This window comes from Haloarcula sebkhae, assembly GCF_014647415.1.
In the GTDB taxonomy this organism is placed as follows: Archaea; Halobacteriota; Halobacteria; order Halobacteriales; family Haloarculaceae; genus Haloarcula; species Haloarcula sebkhae.
In genome coordinates this window covers 299,962-316,250 of sequence record NZ_BMPD01000001.1, presented here as the reverse complement: position 1 = coordinate 316,250, position 16,289 = coordinate 299,962, and the positions used below count along the sequence as shown (strand labels likewise).

The window sequence follows — 16,289 nt, the reverse complement described above, 5'->3', positions numbered from 1 at the left end:
TCCCATGGTCGGCGGTACTCGGCGCGGTCTCATAGAACGGCGGGGTGTCCTACCGGTCGATTGTTACCACGCCCTCGCCCGTCGCCACGTTGTACCGCGTCGACGGGTCGACGGTCAGGCTGACGACGCCGCTGTTGAGCGCGTCCGGTCGCTCGAACCGTGCCACCGTCGTGCGGGCGGTGTAGTCGGCGGTGTAGACGCAGGGCCGGGTGTGACAGCCGAAGGCGTGGATTCCGGTGTCGGTCGCCTCGATGCGTTTCAGATGGGGCAGTATCGACCCCGATCCCCAGCCGGTCTGGACGACGAAGACGGCCCGGCGCTCGAAGTCCGTCTCGGAGACGAACGCGTGAATCTCGTCCCCGTCGTCGTCGAGTCGGTCGACATCGTCGGGCCCGGTCAGCAGCGTCGCGTAGAGCTGATCGCCGTTTCCGCCGCTGTCGTCGGCGGGCGAGAACTGTAGCCCCTCGTCGCGAAATACCGTTCCCCGCGTCGGCCGCTGGTCGAACGCCAGCGACGGCTCGGCCGGCATGTTGGCACAGAGGTACAGCGGGTCGTAGTCCTCGTTCTCCTTCTCTCCCGAACATGTGGGCTCCTCGATGTCGTGCGGCGGCGCGTCGACCCGCTCGACACCGTCGGGGAGTCCGTTCGCCGTCCGGGTCGGCGTTCCGCCCTCGGTGTCGGTCGGTGTGCCCCGGTCGGTGCCGTTTCGCGGCGTCGGGTGTGTCGGCGTCGTCGCGCCGCCGTCGCTTCCGCCCGAGCCGTCGTCGCCAGCCTCAGGAGCTAAACAGCCGCCGAGGACGGTCGCCGCGAGGCCGCCGACCAGCCCCAGTGTCTCGCGTCTCGTTCGGTCCATACGAGGCGCTCCAACCGGAGCGGATGTATCCCTTCTGTACGCTCAAAACCGCGTTGTAGTTGTCATGGGCTGTGTTCACGCCCGATGCCCCGCCTGGAACGATGTCGCCCGCCGATAGACCCTTGCGGGGCAAGCGGCTACGAACGAACGTGCCGATTCGCGTCTTCCCATGATACCACCGCTCGTCCGTCGCTGTCCGGAGTGCCGCCACGTGACTTGGAGCCGTCGGTTCGCTGCCGTCGACGACGGCGAGCGCGGCTCGCGGCTCGTCGAATGTCCCGCCTGCGGACACCGGTTCTCGACGGTCGACGCGCTCTGGCTACAGTAAGTCAGCTTGTCAAAGTCAGTTCGGTAACTGCCTACACCACGTCGCCCCGAACTGTCGCCCCCTCCTGCTGTGCCCGGTACTCTTTGACCGCGTCGGCGGCGTCGCCGGCCTCCGTCTCATCCATCCCGAGCATCGACAGCGACTGGGTCAGCGTCGGGAAGACGAACTCGTTGTCACGGAGCTTCTGGAACGCGTCGGGCGACCGTTCGCCGTCGAGCCACAGACAGGCTCCGCGGGGGTCCAGAATCTGCTCGTAGTCGTTTCGCATCTTTGCACCCTTGAGCCGCTGGGTAACGTTGTCCTCGAAGGAGGCGTTACACACCTCCAGATGGACCGGTTCGTCGTCGTTCAGGAGGTGAGCGGCGAGACACTTCTCGGGGGCAGCGTGTCCGTTGGCGTTCGCGCGGATGTACTCGGGGTGCTCGTCGGCCCACGCGGCCCGGACGGTCTTGCCGACGCCGTCGACACCGTGGCTGCGCTGGAACTCTTCGGCACGCTCCGGCGCGTCCTTGAACAGAATGTCCTTGGTGACGTACACGTCCAGCCGCTCGACCGGGTCCAGCCCGAGCGCCACGTCGCCGTACACCCACGCCTCCCGGACCGGGACCGGCATCGTCTCGTCCTCGACCGTGGCGACGATTTCTTCGACCCGCTCGACTGCCTCCGGACGGTCCAGACTCATTGCCTGCCCTACTACGTGCGCGGCCTAAACGCTGACTCTCCGGAGCCGAACACTGATACCACTGTGCTGTCTCCACGACGATATGTCAGCGCTTCAGGCACAGTTTCAGGACTTGGCTGAATGGGCCGACGACTCCTCGCCGCTGTACGCCCATCTCTGCCGTGAGGCGGCTGAGGACAGCGATATCCTCGACATCGCAGCGACCGTTCCCGAAGGTCGCCAGGCTCCACACCTCCTGCTTGCCGCGGTCCACTATCTGCTTGCCCGGAACTCGGATCATCGGCTGGCCGAGTACTACCCGAGCATCACCCAGCCGGCACGCGACCCCGACGACGAGTGTTTTCAAGCCTTCCGCGAGTTCTGTCTCGACCATGCCGACGACATCCGGCCGCTCCTGCGGACCCGGCGCACGCAGACGAACGCAGTGCGGCGCAGTGCGGTCCTCTACCCGGCTATCGCACAGGTAGCCCGCGCTGCCGACGGGCCGCTCGCGCTGGTGGAGCTCGGGCCGAGCGCCGGCCTGAACCTGCTGTTCGACCGCTACCGCTACGACTACGATAGTCGTGTAGTGGGTAACAGTGATTCACCGATTACCATCGAGAGCAGCGTCCGACATGGCGATCCGCCGCTCCCGGAGACCCCGCCCGAGATCCGCTCCCGGGTCGGGCTCGACCGCAATCCGCTCGACGTGACCGACGAGGTCGACAGGGACTGGCTCCGCGCACTCGTCTGGCCCGAACACGAGGCGCGGCGCGCCGTTCTAGACGGTGCGCTGACGGTCGCACGGGACGACCCACCTGCGCTTATCGAGGGCGATATGCTCGATGACCTGCCGGCGGTACTCGACGAGATTCCGTCCGACGTCCCGGTCTGTGTCGTTAACACGCTCGTGCTGTATCAGGTCCCGGAGGAACTGAGCGAGGTTCTGACGACGCTACTCGAAGACCTGATGGCCGACCGGCCGCTGCACTGGCTCACCGGTCGGCGGGACCTGTCGGGCGGCGAGTCAGTGGGACTGGACTGGAAACGCCAGACCGACGATGGCATCGAGACCACCCACCTCGTCGACTACGAGCCACACGGCGCGTGGCTGTCGTGGCAGCCCTGAGCGCACGCACGGGCATCCACGTCGACAACGCGACGGGCGGCTGTCGGGCGTTCACCCGGGCTTATGTCCCGGCCGCAGGAACGTCGGGTATGCAGATCCGCGTGTACGACGAGGGGGCTGCACAAGACTGTCTGTTCGTCCTCGGCTGGGGGAACCGGTGTCGACACCGGAACGTCCAGTGGCTCATCGACCAGCTTGCCACGGCGTACCGCGTTCACGCCGTCGAACTGCCGACACACATCACCGACTATCAGCGGGAGTGGGTCGGTCCGGTTCAGGAGTACGCCGCCGACATCGGCAGGTTCGACCTGCTCGGACACAGCGCGGGCGGGCTGACAGCGGCACATCTCGACGCCGACGGTATCGGCAATCGAGTGTACTTGAGCCCCTGGTGGGACAGTGACTTTCCGGTTCCGGGGCCGGTACTCGACGCTATCGCATCGCTCCCGATGACGAAACCGTTCATCCCTATCGATACCCTGGACGCCGACGCTATCGGCGATCTGGCGACGACTCAGCAGCTTGCGGACGCCCCGTCGTCGGTTTCGCCCGCTTTCCTCCGGACGGTGTTTCGGGCCCAGCGTTCGCTACCGCCGGCCCGGGACACCGCCGCGGCGTTTTGCTCACTGACGGACACAATTGTCGACCCGCGTGCCGTCGGGGAGCGCTTGCCGGCCGACCGTATCCGACTGTACGACGGCGGCCACGAACTGTTCTCCTCAAGCGGCCGCGAGCATACCGTCGAGACGGTCCTCGATGCGTTACAGCGTGGTCCTGACGCGCTGTGAACGGCGTCTCTAGTGAAATCGCTGTAAGCCGCCGTGCCGGACCCGAGACGAAACCCTCTCACCATTGCGGCCACGATTATTCGCTACGATGGAGTGCGACAAATGCGGCGAGAACGCGGTGTTACACGCGGCCTATTCCGGGCTTCACCTCTGTGAGTCTCATCTCTGCCGAGCGGTCACGAAACGGGTTCGCCGTCGCATCCGCGAGGACGGCCTCGTGTCCGACGACGCCACGGTCGAGGACCCCGAGACGTGGGTCATCGGACTTTCTGGCGGCAAAGACAGCGTCGTTCTCACGCAGATTCTCTACGACACGTTCGCCGAGGACCCCCGCATCGAACTGGTCGCCCTTTCTATCCACGAGGGCATCGAGGGGTACCGCGACGCGAGCTTAGAGGCCTGCGAGGAACTGACCGACGAGCTCGGCATCGAACACGTCACCGTCTCCTACGCCGAGGAGTTCGGCGTCCAGATGGACGATGTCGTCGAGGACGACCCGGAAGGGATGGCCGCCTGCGCCTACTGTGGTGTGTTCCGCCGTGACCTCCTCTCGAAGTACGCCGAGGAACTCGACGCCGATAAGCTTCTGACCGGTCACAACCTCGACGACGAGGCCGAGACGGCGCTGATGAACTTCCTTGAAGGCGACATCTCCCAGATCGCCAAGCATTTTGAGGCGTCACTGGGGCCGTTCGACTCGTCTGCCGACGCGCCCACCGAGCAGACGCGCGAGGCGCAAGACCACCACATTCCCCGGGCCAAGCCGCTCCGTGACATCCCAGAGAAGGAAGTCGCGCTGTACGCTCGCTTCCAGGACCTCCCGGCACACATCACCGAATGCCCCCACGCCGAGGAGGCTTACCGTGGTGAGATACAGGAGCTTATGCTCGGTCTCGAAGAGAATCACCCCGGCACACGCCACTCGATTATGGCCGGCTACGAGAAGCTCGCCGCGTTAGCTGCTGACACCTACGGCGGCGAGAACGGCGACACCGACTACGGCGAGTGTGAGAACTGCGGCGCACCGACGGCGCGGGACCTCTGTCGGAAGTGCAATCTGCTGGACGCGCTGGAAGCGGTCTGAACGGGACACAGCACCCGATATCGGGCAAAGGCCTTTTTTACCGAGTTTACTAGGGAAAGCAGGATGTGTCGGGTCGTGTCTCACTCGCTGCCGGAGCGCGCCGTCTCGCCGGTCGTCGGAACGGTGCTATTGGTGGGTATTGTCCTTCTGCTGGCCGCTGTCTCGGCCGGGTTCGTCTTCGGCCTTACCGAGCCGCAGGACCCCGCGCCACAGGCCACACTCGCGCTAGAGCAGACAGACACGCCGGGCGAGTATCGCCTCGTCCACGAATCCGGCGACACCATCGATGGCGACCGGGTCACGCTGCGCGGCGTGGCTGACCCCGACGCACTCGCTGGCATAGCGTTCACGGCTGGGAAGTCGGTAGTCGTGCAAGCCCAATCGGACTCCGTCCGTGTCATCTGGGCCGAGCACGACGGCGCGCCGTCGTCGTACGTGCTCTCGACATTTAGTCCGACGACTACCGCGGACACCCTCCCGGTCGGCACGGTGTTTACTGGGGCTCCCGGCGGTGTCAGACAGATAGCCGGGACCACGGGAGACATGACGACGCTTGCGACGCCGAACGAGCCGACAGCGCTTGGTCCGGCAACGGACATCGACAGCGACGGCACTATCGAGATTCCGTACGCCACGAGCGGCGGCGCGATCAAGCTCGTTGCGACCGACGGCAGCGTCGAAACTGTCACTACAAGCATTCCCACCGGTGCTGGCATCGACACGGACAAGACCCGCCTCGCCAGCGGAACCTGGGATGGCTGTACGGGCGTCTTTTTTGCCGGCGATGACGACGATGTCTACTGTGCCACTACCGGTGGGTCGACCACGCGTATCGCCGACCCCGGTGATGGCGGCACGGCGATACTCGGTATCGGTGACATCGATGCAGACAGCAACGACGAGTTCATTTTCGCCGACGCGAGCGCCCAGCTCCAGTACTACGACTCGCCGGGCGGAACGCCGACACCGATCGGCCCGACACTCGGTGCAAGCACTGGTATGGGGGCCGGTACGCTGGGTGATTTCGACAGCGACGGCCAGACCAGTGTCGCGGTCGTCGATGGCGGCAACGACATCCATATGGTCGACGCCAGTAGCGACACCAAAATCGAAAGCAGCGATGTCGTCAGCGGCACTGCACCGAGTGCGAAACAGTCCGCTGTCGCCGCAGCGGACGTTGACGACGACGGCGCTGACGAACTCGTCTACATCGGTGACAGTAGCGGGAAGCTGCGATACGTCGATAACATCGACCAGTCGGCCGGGGCCTGGGAACGGAAGTTCCTGACCGACGACAGCGGCTCACAGGTCGACGGTGACGTTGAAACTGGTGCCGTCTGACATCGAGTTTGACAGCGAAAACAGAAAACGAAACGACGTTACTTGTTCGTCCGGATAACGTCGAGTCCGTTGTTCTTTTCGCGCTGGTCCTGTCCACCGTCAGTCTCGCTGTAGCCGGTGGTGCGACCGCCGCTGTTCTGACTCCCGCTGTTCGGGGCGGGACTGTCGAAGCTTTCGACGTTGTCGGACGCGTCGAAGGACGTGTCGTCGCCGACTTCCTGAATCGCCTCGCGAGACTTGTTGGCCTGCTTCTGGGTTGTCGGGCCGAGCACCTGCGCGGACTGGACGCCGGTCATGATGGCCATGACCCGCACCTTGCCCTTGTACTCTTCCTGAATCCGTGCGCCCCAGATGACGTTAGCGTCGGCCTCGAGCCGCTCGGTGATGTTCTGTGCGATGCCCTCGGCCTCCTTCAGCGTGAGGTCCGGACCGCCAGTGATGTGGACTAGGCCACCGCTCGCGCCGCGGTAGTCCACGTCGAGCAGCGGGTGGTTCATCGCGTCCTTGACGACCTCTTCGGTCTTGTTCTTGTCCTGAGTCTCGCCGACCAGCATCACCGCGACGCCGCCCTGATTCATGATAGATGTCATGTCGGCGTAGTCGAGGTTGATGAGGCTCGGCTGAGTGATGGTCTCCGAGATGCCTTTGACAGTCTCAGCGATGATCTGGTCCATCACGGAGAACGCCTTGCCGATCGGGAGGTTCGGGACGTAATCGAGCAGGCGGTTGTTGTCCAGCACGATGATGGAGTCCGCCTCGTTGCGGAGCTTCTCCAGCCCTTCCTCGGCCTTGACCGTGCGGGCCCGCTCGACGTTGAACGGCGTCGACACCATGCCGACGACGATTGCGCCCTGCTCCTTGGCGATCTTCGAGACGACGGGGGCGGCCCCGGTCCCGGTTCCGCCACCCATGCCGGCGGTGACGAACACGAGGTCAGCGTCGCCCAGCACTTCCTTGATCGTTCCCTGTGCCATCTCCGTGGCGCGCTCGCCCATCGACGGGTCACCGCCGGCCCCGAGGCCGTTGGTGAGGGACTTGCCGACCAGAATCTTCGTGTCGGCTTCGATCATCTTGAGGTGCTGTTTGTCCGTGTTGATGGCCACGGTGTCGGCGCCCTCGACGCCGATGTTGTACAGGCGGTTAACCGTGTTGTTGCCGGCGCCACCACAGCCGACGATGACGATGCGCGGGTCGCCGAACCCGTCGACGTCCTCGTTGGACATCTTCTTCTGTTCTTGCTCGTCGCGTTCGAGGGCCTCGTTAACGATATCCTGCATCGTTACACCTTGGCCCAGGACCGCTTCTTTTCGGAGGCCTGTTCGGAGCCTTCCTCGGCGAGCATTTCCCGAACCGCCGAGCGAATCGCTTCGCTCCGATTGGGGTACTCGCCCGTCTCGACCATCTGTTCGACCTCTTCAATCTGCTGCTTCGGAATCCGTAGTGTCACACGCTCCATGTTTGGTAGTTTCCCCTTGGGTAAGACGGCCCGGACGGGATCCGTTTACGCCCCGCACGAGTGTTTACACAGCGAAACCGCAGTACGAGGGCGGCATCCCCTCGCGTTCGCCGCTGTGTAAGACGACCGTCTTACGCAGAATAAACCACTGACCCTGATGTATTAAAACTTACGGGCAGTGTCATACACTTTCCCGTTTACGGCGTTTGAGGGCGTGTAACGCCTGCAAACGATAGTTCAGGTCTGATCAAGTACATCCGCTGCGGGCGTTCGTCTGCCACAACCCGGGCAGAATCCCCAGTCCGATCGGAGCTCATCACCGCAATCACAGAACACCCGGCGGGATGCCTTCTCACCGCAGTTCGGGCAGTAAACGTGGTCAGAACCCAGGTTTTCACCACATTGAGCGCACGTCTTACGTTCTTCCACCTCGGTTCTGTCCCGGGTTTCCGGCTCTGTCTTACGCCCGCTCGTATCAGACGTTTGACTTTCGTCGTGGGACCGCCCGCTCTCGGTACTTGCACCTCGGTCAGCGGTGCGCCGTCGTTCGGTTTCGGCGCCCGCTGCCCCTGCGCTTACGCCGTCTAACGAGATGTTTACGTTGACATCCTGCGGCTGCGAAGGTGGGCGTTGCGTCTGCAGTCGGTCGGCGATGATGCTGTCGACGCGTTCTTCGATGAGTTCGTCGATTGTCTCGGCGTCGGTCACTGACTCTGACGCCGACGACGATGGTTCCGACGCTGACGGTGACGCGTCTCCGAGGTACTCCCGGAGCGCTTCGCGCATGACCTCGCTCTTCGAGGCGTCGAACGCCTCGAGTTGGTCGATGAGGTCATCGTCAGCACGGAACGTTATTTTACTCATCGGGCTCGATGAAGGTATTATACAGGCTGGTATTTTAATCTTCCCGCGCTGTCTGACGCCCGTCAGCTACCGGCATGACGCGATACATCTCTGTTCGGTCGGACACCGTTGATAGACCGTTTCGATCCGCTATCAGAGCAGCGGAGAACGGGTCAGACGTGTCAGACGCCGGTCGGTGTGTCACTCCGCGTCGTGTGACCGTTCGGCGAACCCTCCACGAATAACAACCCTTAAGTCCGGACGGCAGGGTATTTTCGGGTGTCGACCGCCCTTAGCTCAGACTGGTAGAGCAGTCGACTGTAGATCGACTTGTCCCCCGTTCAAATCGGGGAGGGCGGACTTGGTTTTCAGCCGAACTATGGCTGATAGCGTACGCCACGTTTACGTGGTGTAGAATGCCTCTATTGCTGGATTCACTTCCCCCGAGTGACGGGAAAATCCAAGGTGGAGCTTGATCCCAGTTGGGGGTCGCCGCCTTCTCGCGAATTTCATAGCTGAGAGGAGTGGTCGGCGTGAGCCGTTCCCACCCCGATGCAGACGGCCTCGACGTGCCGGAGACGGCCGTGCGAAATCGGTCCCAGTACGCGGACACCCTTCACCGACCGGACCCCGATGCGGACGAACCGAAACCTGCGTGTGTCGAATCAGACTATCGGTCTGACGCCGACTTCACGGACGTTCCGGTTGCAGCGTATCCGCACTACAAGCTCTGTGAAAATCCGGAGTGTTTCGGGAGTGAGTGGTGGTGAGTCCGCAGTCGTCACCCTTCAACTTCGAGCCGGACCTGTCGCCGCTGACTGACGCCGAGCAAGAGGTGTACGAGGCTGTGGGCCCGAAATACTTGCAGTAGAGATTATGACTGTCTATCGGCTACAACTGAGGTGGTTCCTCACCAAGGATGTCCTCAATCGCCTCTCGGAACATCTGGAGGTTCTCCTGTGAATCCGGTGCTGTTGATGCCTTCGTTCCCGGAAGATTCGTTTCCTTGGCCAGCTCGATCTTGCCGGAGAAGCCTTCTTCTTCCTCAACAAGGCTATAGTATTCCATGAGTTTTTCTCCCATATTTATACCTCCTCGTAGAAGTCTTCAAGTGCCTCAATGTACGGGTCGGCTTCCTCACCCCACTCGTCAAGCGGTTTGATAACCCACTCGCAGACGTCGTCGCCCATACCAACACAGCGTGACTCCATCTCTAGAACTGGCGTCCCCATGAACCCGCTACACCACGCCGAGCCATACCCCATGAGACTCCAGCAGACCGGGTGGTTGCTCTCTCCGTTATGTATGAGATGCTGCTGTGCTTCGTACGAGTTGTGCCAGAGGCCCCTGAAATAAAAGTCGCCAGCCTCGCGGTCGTATTCCATTTCGAGTGGCTCGACAGCGACGATTCCTTCCTGGGTGTGGAGTGCAGGACCAACCTCCAATAGATCTCCGGGAGTCTCCCAGTCATAGCTCGCCTGCATCTGCAGGAAATCGGCGTACCCTGACTGAAAGCCGAATCGGAGGAGTTGCTCTCGGGCTTCCTCAATCCCCATCGAGTCGATGAGCTGTTGCCGGAGGAGCCCGATAGCATCGGCGTTGAATGATACCATCCGGTTGTTCTTGAACACGTTCACGCCCTGCTGCGACCCGTAGGTTAGGTCGCTCTCTAAGTCGAAGTCTGATGCCTGCATCTACGCCTGAGTAACTGGCAATTGTACAAATTTGTATGGCTCTCAGTATCAGATATTGTAATAGAGCCGTAGTCACACCTCTATAACAGCAATGCGAGAGCCGCGGCAACGGACCTAAGCAGATTGGGAGTTGGAGCATTCCATGTTTTTGACTCCATAAGAAGCTTTATCAGGGGTTTATATGATATGTGATAGACAATATTCGATCGTTTTGGTAGCTACACCCCCTGTATTGACCACGGCCGGGTCATGAGTTATAACCCGATGAGGACTTCAACAGAGCCGAACGTACATAAAAGCGAACTCAGGCAAATTATTGAGTCGGTGTTTTAGCTCCGGTCTGCACCTCGAATCGCGTGAGGTAGCTTTGAGAGTTCTGTCTCATTCCCACGAAAGCGATACTTTGAGGAATTGGTTTTAATGACGAGTGTTGCCTTCGCCATTAGGAGTCCAGCGAATATTGAGATGGCTCCCAACATGAAGATGATAAGAGCGATGGCCTGACCGCTTGGCAATATAACTGACAATAGAAGCCAGAGAATCCCTGAGAAAACGATTCCCAATAGCCCAGCAACTGTCGCTCTATTGAGGTATGGCGGTGGGGAGTAATCGATCTCGGAAATACTGTCCACTCGAATATCTGTGATTGACTTGGCCGTGTCAAAGACCAATCGAGAATCCGTGCAAACGAGTTTGCCCGTGCCTGTTAACGGGGGAGTTGGCGTTGTCTGATCAACCTCTGCGGATGCCAGACGCGACTCATTATTTTTCATATAGTCATCTGCATTCATATTACGATACTAAATGCGTCCGTCAGTATCTACTTTAACTTGCGCGTTACTTCCCAGTTTAACACTAGCAAGAGGTATAGGCAGGAGAATACCCCACGTCGTGGAGGACAGACTTGCCTTTCGACCCTGCCCCATCCGGCCCACTGGAGGCGGTCAGCCGGTGAGCGTAACCAGGCGTTCGGCAGCGAGCATGATGTCCTGCGTGGTGCTCCCGAGGAGGACGTTCGCGATCCCCGACCGCTTGCGTCCGCCGACAACGATCTCATCACTGTCCAGTTCAGTCGCGGTACGGACGATCTGTTGCGCAACGCCGCCGTCATCAACCATTCGAGTTACGGAGACGCCGGCTTCTTTCAGTTGATCGGCTGCCTGAACGGCGGCGTCTATGTCACCGAACGCCACCTCGTCGGCATCGGCGAATTCGTCGGGCGGCATCACGCAGAGCACTGTCGCCTCGACGGTTTCAGTGGCATCCGGGAGCTGTGAAACGTATGTCGATTGATTGGACGCGCGCCTCGTCCCTGTCGACGGGTATGAGTACACTGTACATCACACAGAAATGTTACCTCAATTGAATTAAACCATGTCACAAATTCTCACGGGGTAAGAAAACCGGTGTGGCAGACCACGTCGACCGACCGGACGGCATGGATCGTACCGCTGGGACGCGCTCGAAGCAGTAGATGCCACGGCGCTTGAAACAAAGTAACAAGCGATGGGATCGCGAGAGCTGTCGAAGATGAACCCGGCAGAATCTCGAATCGAACTGCCGGTGTCGGCTTGGCGTCAGAACCGCTCGCTCATCGCTGCCAGCCCGGCGTCCACGTCGACGACCGCGCCCTGCTCACCGAGTGCGTTGCCCAGCGCCGCGAGCAGGTAGCTGACGTTCTGCCGGCGGGCCGAATGGCCCATGCAGCCGATGCGCCAGATATCGCCTTCTAGCGCGCCCAGTCCGCTGGCGATTTCGAGGTCGTACTCGTCCAGCAGGTGCTGGATGACTGCGCCGTCGTCGACGCCGTCGGGCACACGGACGGTGTTCAGGCTCGGGAGCCAGAAGTCGTCGGGGGCGTTCATCTCCAGCCCCATGCCCTCGACGCCGGCTTTCAGCGCGCCAGCGACGCGCAGGTGGCGGTCCCAGCGTTCTTCGATGCCTTCCTCGGCAACGAGGCGAAGCGCCTCACGGAGTGCATACACGTTCGTGATCGGGGCCGTGTGGTGGTAGGCGCGCTCGTCGCCCCAGTACCCTTCCAGCAGCGAGATGTCTAGATACCACGAGCGGGCCTCGGACTCGCGGGAGAGGACTTTGTCCATCGCGTCGTCGTTGAGCGTGAGCGGGCTCGCGCCCGGCGGACAGGAGAGGCACTTCTGCGGGCCGGAGTAGGCCACGTCGATACCCCACTCGTCGACGCGGAGTTCGACGCCGCCCAGCGAGGTCACGCTGTCGGCGATGACCAGCGCGTCGTTTGCGTGGGCGATGTCAGTGAGTTCGGGCACCGACGGCTGGAGGACGCCGGTGCTGGTCTCGGCGTGGACGAACCCGAAGACGTCCGGGCTGTGTTCGTCGAATGCCGCTTCGACCGCCGCCGGGTCGAGCGGCTGGCCCCAGGGGGCGTCGACGGTGACGACCTCGCCACCCGCGCGCTCGGCCATGCTCGCCATCCGGTCGCCGAAGTAGCCGTTCGTCGGGACAAGCATCGTATCGCCCGGTTCGACGACGTTGCCGATGGCCGCCTCCATCGCCGCGGACCCGGTCCCGGAGACCGGAATCGTCCACTTGTTGTCCGTCCGGAACGTGTATCGGAGGAGGTCCTGGACCTCGTCCATAATCTCGATGAACGAGGGATCGAGGTGGCCGACCAGCGGCGTACTCATCGCCTTGAGTACGCGCGGGTGTACGTCGCTCGGGCCGGGGCCCATCAGCGTCCGGTCCGGTGGTGACAGCTCTCCGACAGCGGGTGCCTCGTCCATATCGTCTGTTACCCGGTGACTGGGCATTAAAATCCGCGGTCACGACGCTCTGTTCAGGGCGGGGTCGGTCCCACGCCTCTGCTGAGAGCGTAATTCCCTCACTGCAAGAGACAGTAAATCTCACTTTTGTGTCGCCAGTCATTGGCTGCCACTACCCTCCCCCATAATCACAATCGCCGGACGCCACTGTTGTGAAGGGTGTGAACAATCTACCCTGTTTTTACTCTCGTACTGCAAAGGTGGTGTGTGGTCGTCGATGGGATTGTTCGATAACGCTGCGTCCCCTGGGGAGGAACCGAGACGCCGATACACCTGTGTGGTGTGCCAGGCGTCGTTCGACGTTCAGTACCACTCGTGTCCGGACTGCGGTGCGTACGACATCCGCCGGACGAAGTGGCTCACGTAGCCCCCGGCGTCCACGCTGGCACGTCCACCGGACTGCCTGCTATCGGGCTACACTGCCCTTTTTTAGACTGGTGCCGCGTACCACAGCCACCAAGTGACCGCCGACGGTACGGTCGTCCGTGAACCGACAACAGTTAGGGACGACAGGGTATGACGTGACGGATGTCGGACTTGGCACCTGGAACATCGGTGGTGACTGGGGCGACGTCTCGGCGGAGGAGGGTCGGGAAACGGTCCGGACCGCGCTCGATGCCGGCGTCGACTTCATCGACACCGCCGACGTGTACGGCGACGGTTTCAGCGAACAGCGCATCGCGGAAGTGCTCGACGAACGCGGGGTCCGCGACGAGGTGACCGTCGCGACGAAGGCTGGCCGCCGGCTCGACCCCCACACGGCCGAGCGCTACAACTACGACAACCTTGCCGACCACGTCGACCGCTCGCGGGAGTACCTCGGGGTCGACTCGCTGGAACTCCTGCAACTACACTGCCCGCCGACGGACGCCTACTACCAGCCCGAGACGTTCGACGCCCTCTCGCGGCTGAAAGACGAGGGAAAAGTCGATCACTGCGGCGTCAGCGTCGAACGCGTCGAGGAAGCGCTGAAAGCTATCGAGTACCCGCAAGTCGAGACTGTCCAGATAATCTTCAACATGTTCCGCCAGCGACCCGCGGAGCGGTTCTTCGAGGAGGCCAAGCGTCGCGACATCGGCGTCATCGTCCGGGTACCCTTGGCCTCTGGGCTTCTGACCGGGAAGCTCTCCCGGGACATGGAGTTCCCCGAGAACGACCACCGGAACTTCAACATCGAGGGCGAGGCGTTCGATCGCGGCGAGACCTTCGCCGGCCTCCCGGTCGACGAAGGCTTCGATGCCGTCGACGAACTCCGCGAGCACGTCCCCGAGCGGATGACGATGGCCCAGATGGCGCTGCGCTGGATCCTGGACCACGACGCAGTGTCGACTGTCATCCCCGGCTCGACCAATCCAGAGCACGTCCAAGCGAACGCTGCAGTCAGCGAGATGGCCCCCCTCTCGAATCAGGTCCACGGCGCGGTGCGTGACATCTACGAGGCGTACGTCTTCGATGACGTCCACCACCGCTGGTAGTCACCGCTCCGCCGATATATCTGACTACATATGTGTTTTCACGACGGTAGAACACGATTGAAGCAGCAAAATTCAGGTCAAAATTCTATTGCGAAGGTCGCTTTCGTGGGTTGATTATTATACTAAATTTGACTATTCTGACGACGGCATACATACGAATACAGACAGTTTTCGGACATAGTCGTGTCAGAATATGATACTGAGTCTGACATGCTACTGAGCGTGCCGCGAGGTCGTGAAGATCTCGCTGCCAGTCCAGTTCATCCGTAACACCGTCGTGATGGAAGTGCCATTCAGTGTTGCCGGACACCAGCGTCGCGCCCATCGATGTCGAGTTTCAGATCCCGTATCCGACATTGGACTGGGACTGTCGGACCGATGTACCAAGGACCAACGCCGGGTGGGCAAAACCCGGCGTGGAACCGTCCCGTACAGGGGAGCATGGAACGGTGGGCGTCGGGAGAGTACGAGCACGAAGCGTGCTCGCATACGGTCTTCCGCGTTATCCGATGTTTGTTATACAGCTCTTTATATGGTGTCAGCCGACAGGCTGAGCGTCAGGAGGACGCTACTGCACTTCGTTCACGCCAGCCGGGAATACATCGCCATTGAACGCCGCAACTGATGCTCCGGCAGGTGTTACAGCTCTGGCTTTGGCTATTACTGACCGTCTGTGGCGAACTAGCCACCCGCTACCGGCCGGACTGTGGTGAATCACTACGCCGTCCCGGCGTGAGACAGGTTGGCCCTCGGTGGACCCGTCGCAGTGGTTCTTACTCTTCGGTGGTGAGTTTCGGGCCGGGCTTCCAGGTGTTGCCTTCGAGGACAACGAGGTCGTAGCGTTCGAGCACCTGAAGCGTATCGACGACCGCCTGGGCGTCGAAGGCGACGGTCATATCCTCGGGCAGTTGCTGGGCAATTGCACTGCGTGTCCCACCGTCCATCCGGACTACCGTATCAAGCAACTGTTCGAGGTCGTCGAGTAGCGAGACGAGCGACGTCGACCCCTCGTCTTCTGTCGCCAGTTTCGACATGACTTCGTCGTAATTACCCGATATCTCCATCGATACTGACACGGTCTCGGCTTCGATGTCTTCTTCGTCTCCCATAGGGGCAAATATATGCACACTTGTAGAAATACGTTTCCATATTTGTTACAACAGACGCATCTGCCGGCTGTTTCACTGCAAAAGTGAGTTGTATGTCTGTTATTACCTGTCCAACAAGTATAGCTATAATCATGTGATAAGAGGGTATTTGGCCTAATATGATTGTGTACTCATCTATTTAGTAGTCAAATTTTCCATCCAATATCAGTATGTCGGAATAATTGGATAAATTTCGCATATTTGAACATATATTCTTCGCCAGGACTGTTACCATGGTCTCGGTAATCTCACATCATCAAAGACGCACTGCCCCTGTTGTGATCGTTCGGATAGGTCGAACGATATCAAAAGCGCCTGCGCCGTAGCGTAAGCCCGACCCGGTGGCAGCTAACTCGTCCACGTCGACTGGTACTCTGCCGCTGTGCCGGTGTATCCGCTCCCACAGGCGACACACGCTCGGGCAGTCTGCTCTCTCTTGTCCCGCCGGATAACAAAAGTACGGTTATTATTCGCTTGAACTGAATAGTCTCCTGTCTCTTCCGCTGGACGGGGCTATCGGCGAGCCACAGTGCCGTGGAACACTGCCAGTTTCAGCATACGGAACAAGCAACACATCGATTGTGTTTGATCCCGGTGCGCTCTACGTTTGCCGGCAATGGACCGACATGGTAGGGGACAGCGGCAAGTGCGTACAGCCACGTATGAGCCCATTTCACGGGGCGCTGTAGTC

Annotated in this window: 18 protein-coding genes and 1 tRNA gene; 9 read left to right on the top strand and 10 right to left on the bottom strand. The window is 61.0% G+C overall.

Annotation, left to right across the window (positions count from 1 at the left end):
- Positions 1-49 precede the first annotated feature (49 nt).
- Positions 50-853 (bottom strand): hypothetical protein, encoded by an 804-nt coding sequence (locus IEY38_RS01580; protein WP_188974787.1) that lies wholly within the window; start codon positions 851-853, stop codon positions 50-52.
- Positions 854-1,022: 169 nt separating this feature from the next.
- Between IEY38_RS01580 and IEY38_RS01575 the strand changes: the two genes are divergently transcribed.
- A complete protein-coding gene (locus tag IEY38_RS01575) occupies positions 1,023-1,181 on the top strand; it encodes a hypothetical protein (RefSeq protein WP_188974785.1) in 159 nt (52 codons plus the stop codon).
- A gap of 31 nt (positions 1,182-1,212) precedes the next feature.
- Here the strand turns inward: IEY38_RS01575 and IEY38_RS01570 are convergent, their stop codons facing one another.
- The gene (locus IEY38_RS01570) at positions 1,213-1,863 is read right to left on the bottom strand and encodes a DUF7095 family protein (protein WP_188974784.1); all 651 of its coding nucleotides are present in this window, start codon (positions 1,861-1,863) and stop codon (positions 1,213-1,215) included.
- A gap of 82 nt (positions 1,864-1,945) precedes the next feature.
- On the opposite strand from IEY38_RS01570, the gene IEY38_RS01565 reads away from it, so the two are divergent.
- The 4 genes from IEY38_RS01565 (at position 1,946) to IEY38_RS01550 (ending at position 6,184) form a co-directional block, all read left to right on the top strand.
- Positions 1,946-2,971, top strand: a complete 1,026-nt coding sequence (locus IEY38_RS01565; RefSeq protein WP_188974782.1) for a DUF2332 domain-containing protein — start codon at positions 1,946-1,948, stop codon at positions 2,969-2,971.
- Positions 2,972-3,060: 89 nt separating this feature from the next.
- Positions 3,061-3,759: an alpha/beta hydrolase gene (locus tag IEY38_RS01560; protein ID WP_188976117.1), complete on the top strand. Its 699-nt coding sequence runs from the start codon at positions 3,061-3,063 to the stop codon at positions 3,757-3,759.
- Positions 3,760-3,847: 88 nt separating this feature from the next.
- A complete protein-coding gene (gene ncsA / locus IEY38_RS01555) occupies positions 3,848-4,843 on the top strand; it encodes a tRNA 2-thiolation protein NcsA (protein WP_188974780.1) in 996 nt (331 codons plus the stop codon).
- 63 nt (positions 4,844-4,906) lie between these two features.
- The gene (locus IEY38_RS01550; RefSeq protein ID WP_188974778.1) at positions 4,907-6,184 is read left to right on the top strand and encodes a type IV pilin; all 1,278 of its coding nucleotides are present in this window, start codon (positions 4,907-4,909) and stop codon (positions 6,182-6,184) included.
- Positions 6,185-6,222: 38 nt separating this feature from the next.
- Here the strand turns inward: IEY38_RS01550 and ftsZ are convergent, their stop codons facing one another.
- The 3 genes from ftsZ to IEY38_RS01535 all read right to left on the bottom strand — a co-directional run bounded on the left by ftsZ (position 6,223) and on the right by IEY38_RS01535 (position 8,504).
- On the bottom strand, positions 6,223-7,461 hold the full coding sequence (gene ftsZ, locus IEY38_RS01545; RefSeq protein WP_188974776.1) for a cell division protein FtsZ: 1,239 nt from the start codon (positions 7,459-7,461) through the stop codon (positions 6,223-6,225).
- A 2-nt stretch (positions 7,462-7,463) separates the two neighbouring features.
- Entirely contained in the window at positions 7,464-7,640 is a 177-nt protein-coding gene (locus IEY38_RS01540) for a ribbon-helix-helix domain-containing protein (RefSeq protein ID WP_004515010.1), read from the bottom strand.
- 237 nt (positions 7,641-7,877) lie between these two features.
- The gene (locus tag IEY38_RS01535) at positions 7,878-8,504 is read right to left on the bottom strand and encodes a zinc ribbon domain-containing protein (RefSeq protein ID WP_188974774.1); all 627 of its coding nucleotides are present in this window, start codon (positions 8,502-8,504) and stop codon (positions 7,878-7,880) included.
- Positions 8,505-8,769: 265 nt separating this feature from the next.
- Here IEY38_RS01535 and IEY38_RS01530 point away from each other — a divergent pair.
- Positions 8,770-8,843 (top strand) — tRNA-Tyr (locus IEY38_RS01530).
- A 173-nt stretch (positions 8,844-9,016) separates the two neighbouring features.
- Complete coding sequence (locus IEY38_RS01525; protein WP_229775199.1) at positions 9,017-9,253, top strand: hypothetical protein; 237 nt, start codon at positions 9,017-9,019, stop codon at positions 9,251-9,253.
- A 121-nt stretch (positions 9,254-9,374) separates the two neighbouring features.
- Here the strand turns inward: IEY38_RS01525 and IEY38_RS01515 are convergent, their stop codons facing one another.
- From IEY38_RS01515 to IEY38_RS01500, 4 genes are all read right to left on the bottom strand, one after another.
- The gene (locus IEY38_RS01515) at positions 9,375-9,566 is read right to left on the bottom strand and encodes a hypothetical protein (RefSeq protein ID WP_170097818.1); all 192 of its coding nucleotides are present in this window, start codon (positions 9,564-9,566) and stop codon (positions 9,375-9,377) included.
- Positions 9,567-9,568: 2 nt separating this feature from the next.
- Positions 9,569-10,177: a XylR N-terminal domain-containing protein gene (locus IEY38_RS01510; protein WP_188974772.1), complete on the bottom strand. Its 609-nt coding sequence runs from the start codon at positions 10,175-10,177 to the stop codon at positions 9,569-9,571.
- A 944-nt stretch (positions 10,178-11,121) separates the two neighbouring features.
- A complete protein-coding gene (locus IEY38_RS01505) occupies positions 11,122-11,403 on the bottom strand; it encodes a universal stress protein (RefSeq protein WP_229775198.1) in 282 nt (93 codons plus the stop codon).
- 351 nt (positions 11,404-11,754) lie between these two features.
- On the bottom strand, positions 11,755-12,936 hold the full coding sequence (locus IEY38_RS01500; RefSeq protein ID WP_188974770.1) for a pyridoxal-phosphate-dependent aminotransferase family protein: 1,182 nt from the start codon (positions 12,934-12,936) through the stop codon (positions 11,755-11,757).
- Positions 12,937-13,192: 256 nt separating this feature from the next.
- Between IEY38_RS01500 and IEY38_RS01495 the strand changes: the two genes are divergently transcribed.
- Positions 13,193-13,342: a hypothetical protein gene (locus IEY38_RS01495; RefSeq protein ID WP_188974768.1), complete on the top strand. Its 150-nt coding sequence runs from the start codon at positions 13,193-13,195 to the stop codon at positions 13,340-13,342.
- 118 nt (positions 13,343-13,460) lie between these two features.
- On the top strand, positions 13,461-14,450 hold the full coding sequence (locus IEY38_RS01490) for an aldo/keto reductase (RefSeq protein WP_188974766.1): 990 nt from the start codon (positions 13,461-13,463) through the stop codon (positions 14,448-14,450).
- A gap of 773 nt (positions 14,451-15,223) precedes the next feature.
- On the opposite strand, the gene IEY38_RS01485 is transcribed toward IEY38_RS01490, so the two are convergent.
- Positions 15,224-15,559: a hypothetical protein gene (locus IEY38_RS01485; protein ID WP_188974764.1), complete on the bottom strand. Its 336-nt coding sequence runs from the start codon at positions 15,557-15,559 to the stop codon at positions 15,224-15,226.
- Between the last annotated feature and the right edge of the window lie 730 nt (positions 15,560-16,289).

Excerpts from the sequence above, each read along its gene's own strand:
- IEY38_RS01580 (WP_188974787.1), bottom strand. The coding sequence starts at position 853 with ATGGACCGAACGAGACGCGAGACACTGGGGCTGGTCGGCGGCCTCGCG.
- IEY38_RS01575 (WP_188974785.1), top strand. The coding sequence starts at position 1,023 with ATGATACCACCGCTCGTCCGTCGCTGTCCGGAGTGCCGCCACGTGACT.
- IEY38_RS01570 (WP_188974784.1), bottom strand. The coding sequence starts at position 1,863 with ATGAGTCTGGACCGTCCGGAGGCAGTCGAGCGGGTCGAAGAAATCGTC.
- IEY38_RS01565 (WP_188974782.1), top strand. The coding sequence starts at position 1,946 with ATGTCAGCGCTTCAGGCACAGTTTCAGGACTTGGCTGAATGGGCCGAC.
- IEY38_RS01560 (WP_188976117.1), top strand. The coding sequence starts at position 3,061 with ATGCAGATCCGCGTGTACGACGAGGGGGCTGCACAAGACTGTCTGTTC.
- ncsA (WP_188974780.1), top strand. The coding sequence starts at position 3,848 with ATGGAGTGCGACAAATGCGGCGAGAACGCGGTGTTACACGCGGCCTAT.
- IEY38_RS01550 (WP_188974778.1), top strand. The coding sequence starts at position 4,907 with ATGTGTCGGGTCGTGTCTCACTCGCTGCCGGAGCGCGCCGTCTCGCCG.
- ftsZ (WP_188974776.1), bottom strand. The coding sequence starts at position 7,461 with ATGCAGGATATCGTTAACGAGGCCCTCGAACGCGACGAGCAAGAACAG.
- IEY38_RS01540 (WP_004515010.1), bottom strand. The coding sequence starts at position 7,640 with ATGGAGCGTGTGACACTACGGATTCCGAAGCAGCAGATTGAAGAGGTC.
- IEY38_RS01535 (WP_188974774.1), bottom strand. The coding sequence starts at position 8,504 with ATGAGTAAAATAACGTTCCGTGCTGACGATGACCTCATCGACCAACTC.
- IEY38_RS01515 (WP_170097818.1), bottom strand. The coding sequence starts at position 9,566 with ATGGGAGAAAAACTCATGGAATACTATAGCCTTGTTGAGGAAGAAGAA.
- IEY38_RS01510 (WP_188974772.1), bottom strand. The coding sequence starts at position 10,177 with ATGCAGGCATCAGACTTCGACTTAGAGAGCGACCTAACCTACGGGTCG.
- IEY38_RS01505 (WP_229775198.1), bottom strand. The coding sequence starts at position 11,403 with ATGCCGCCCGACGAATTCGCCGATGCCGACGAGGTGGCGTTCGGTGAC.
- IEY38_RS01500 (WP_188974770.1), bottom strand. The coding sequence starts at position 12,936 with ATGGACGAGGCACCCGCTGTCGGAGAGCTGTCACCACCGGACCGGACG.
- IEY38_RS01495 (WP_188974768.1), top strand. The coding sequence starts at position 13,193 with ATGGGATTGTTCGATAACGCTGCGTCCCCTGGGGAGGAACCGAGACGC.
- IEY38_RS01485 (WP_188974764.1), bottom strand. The coding sequence starts at position 15,559 with ATGGGAGACGAAGAAGACATCGAAGCCGAGACCGTGTCAGTATCGATG.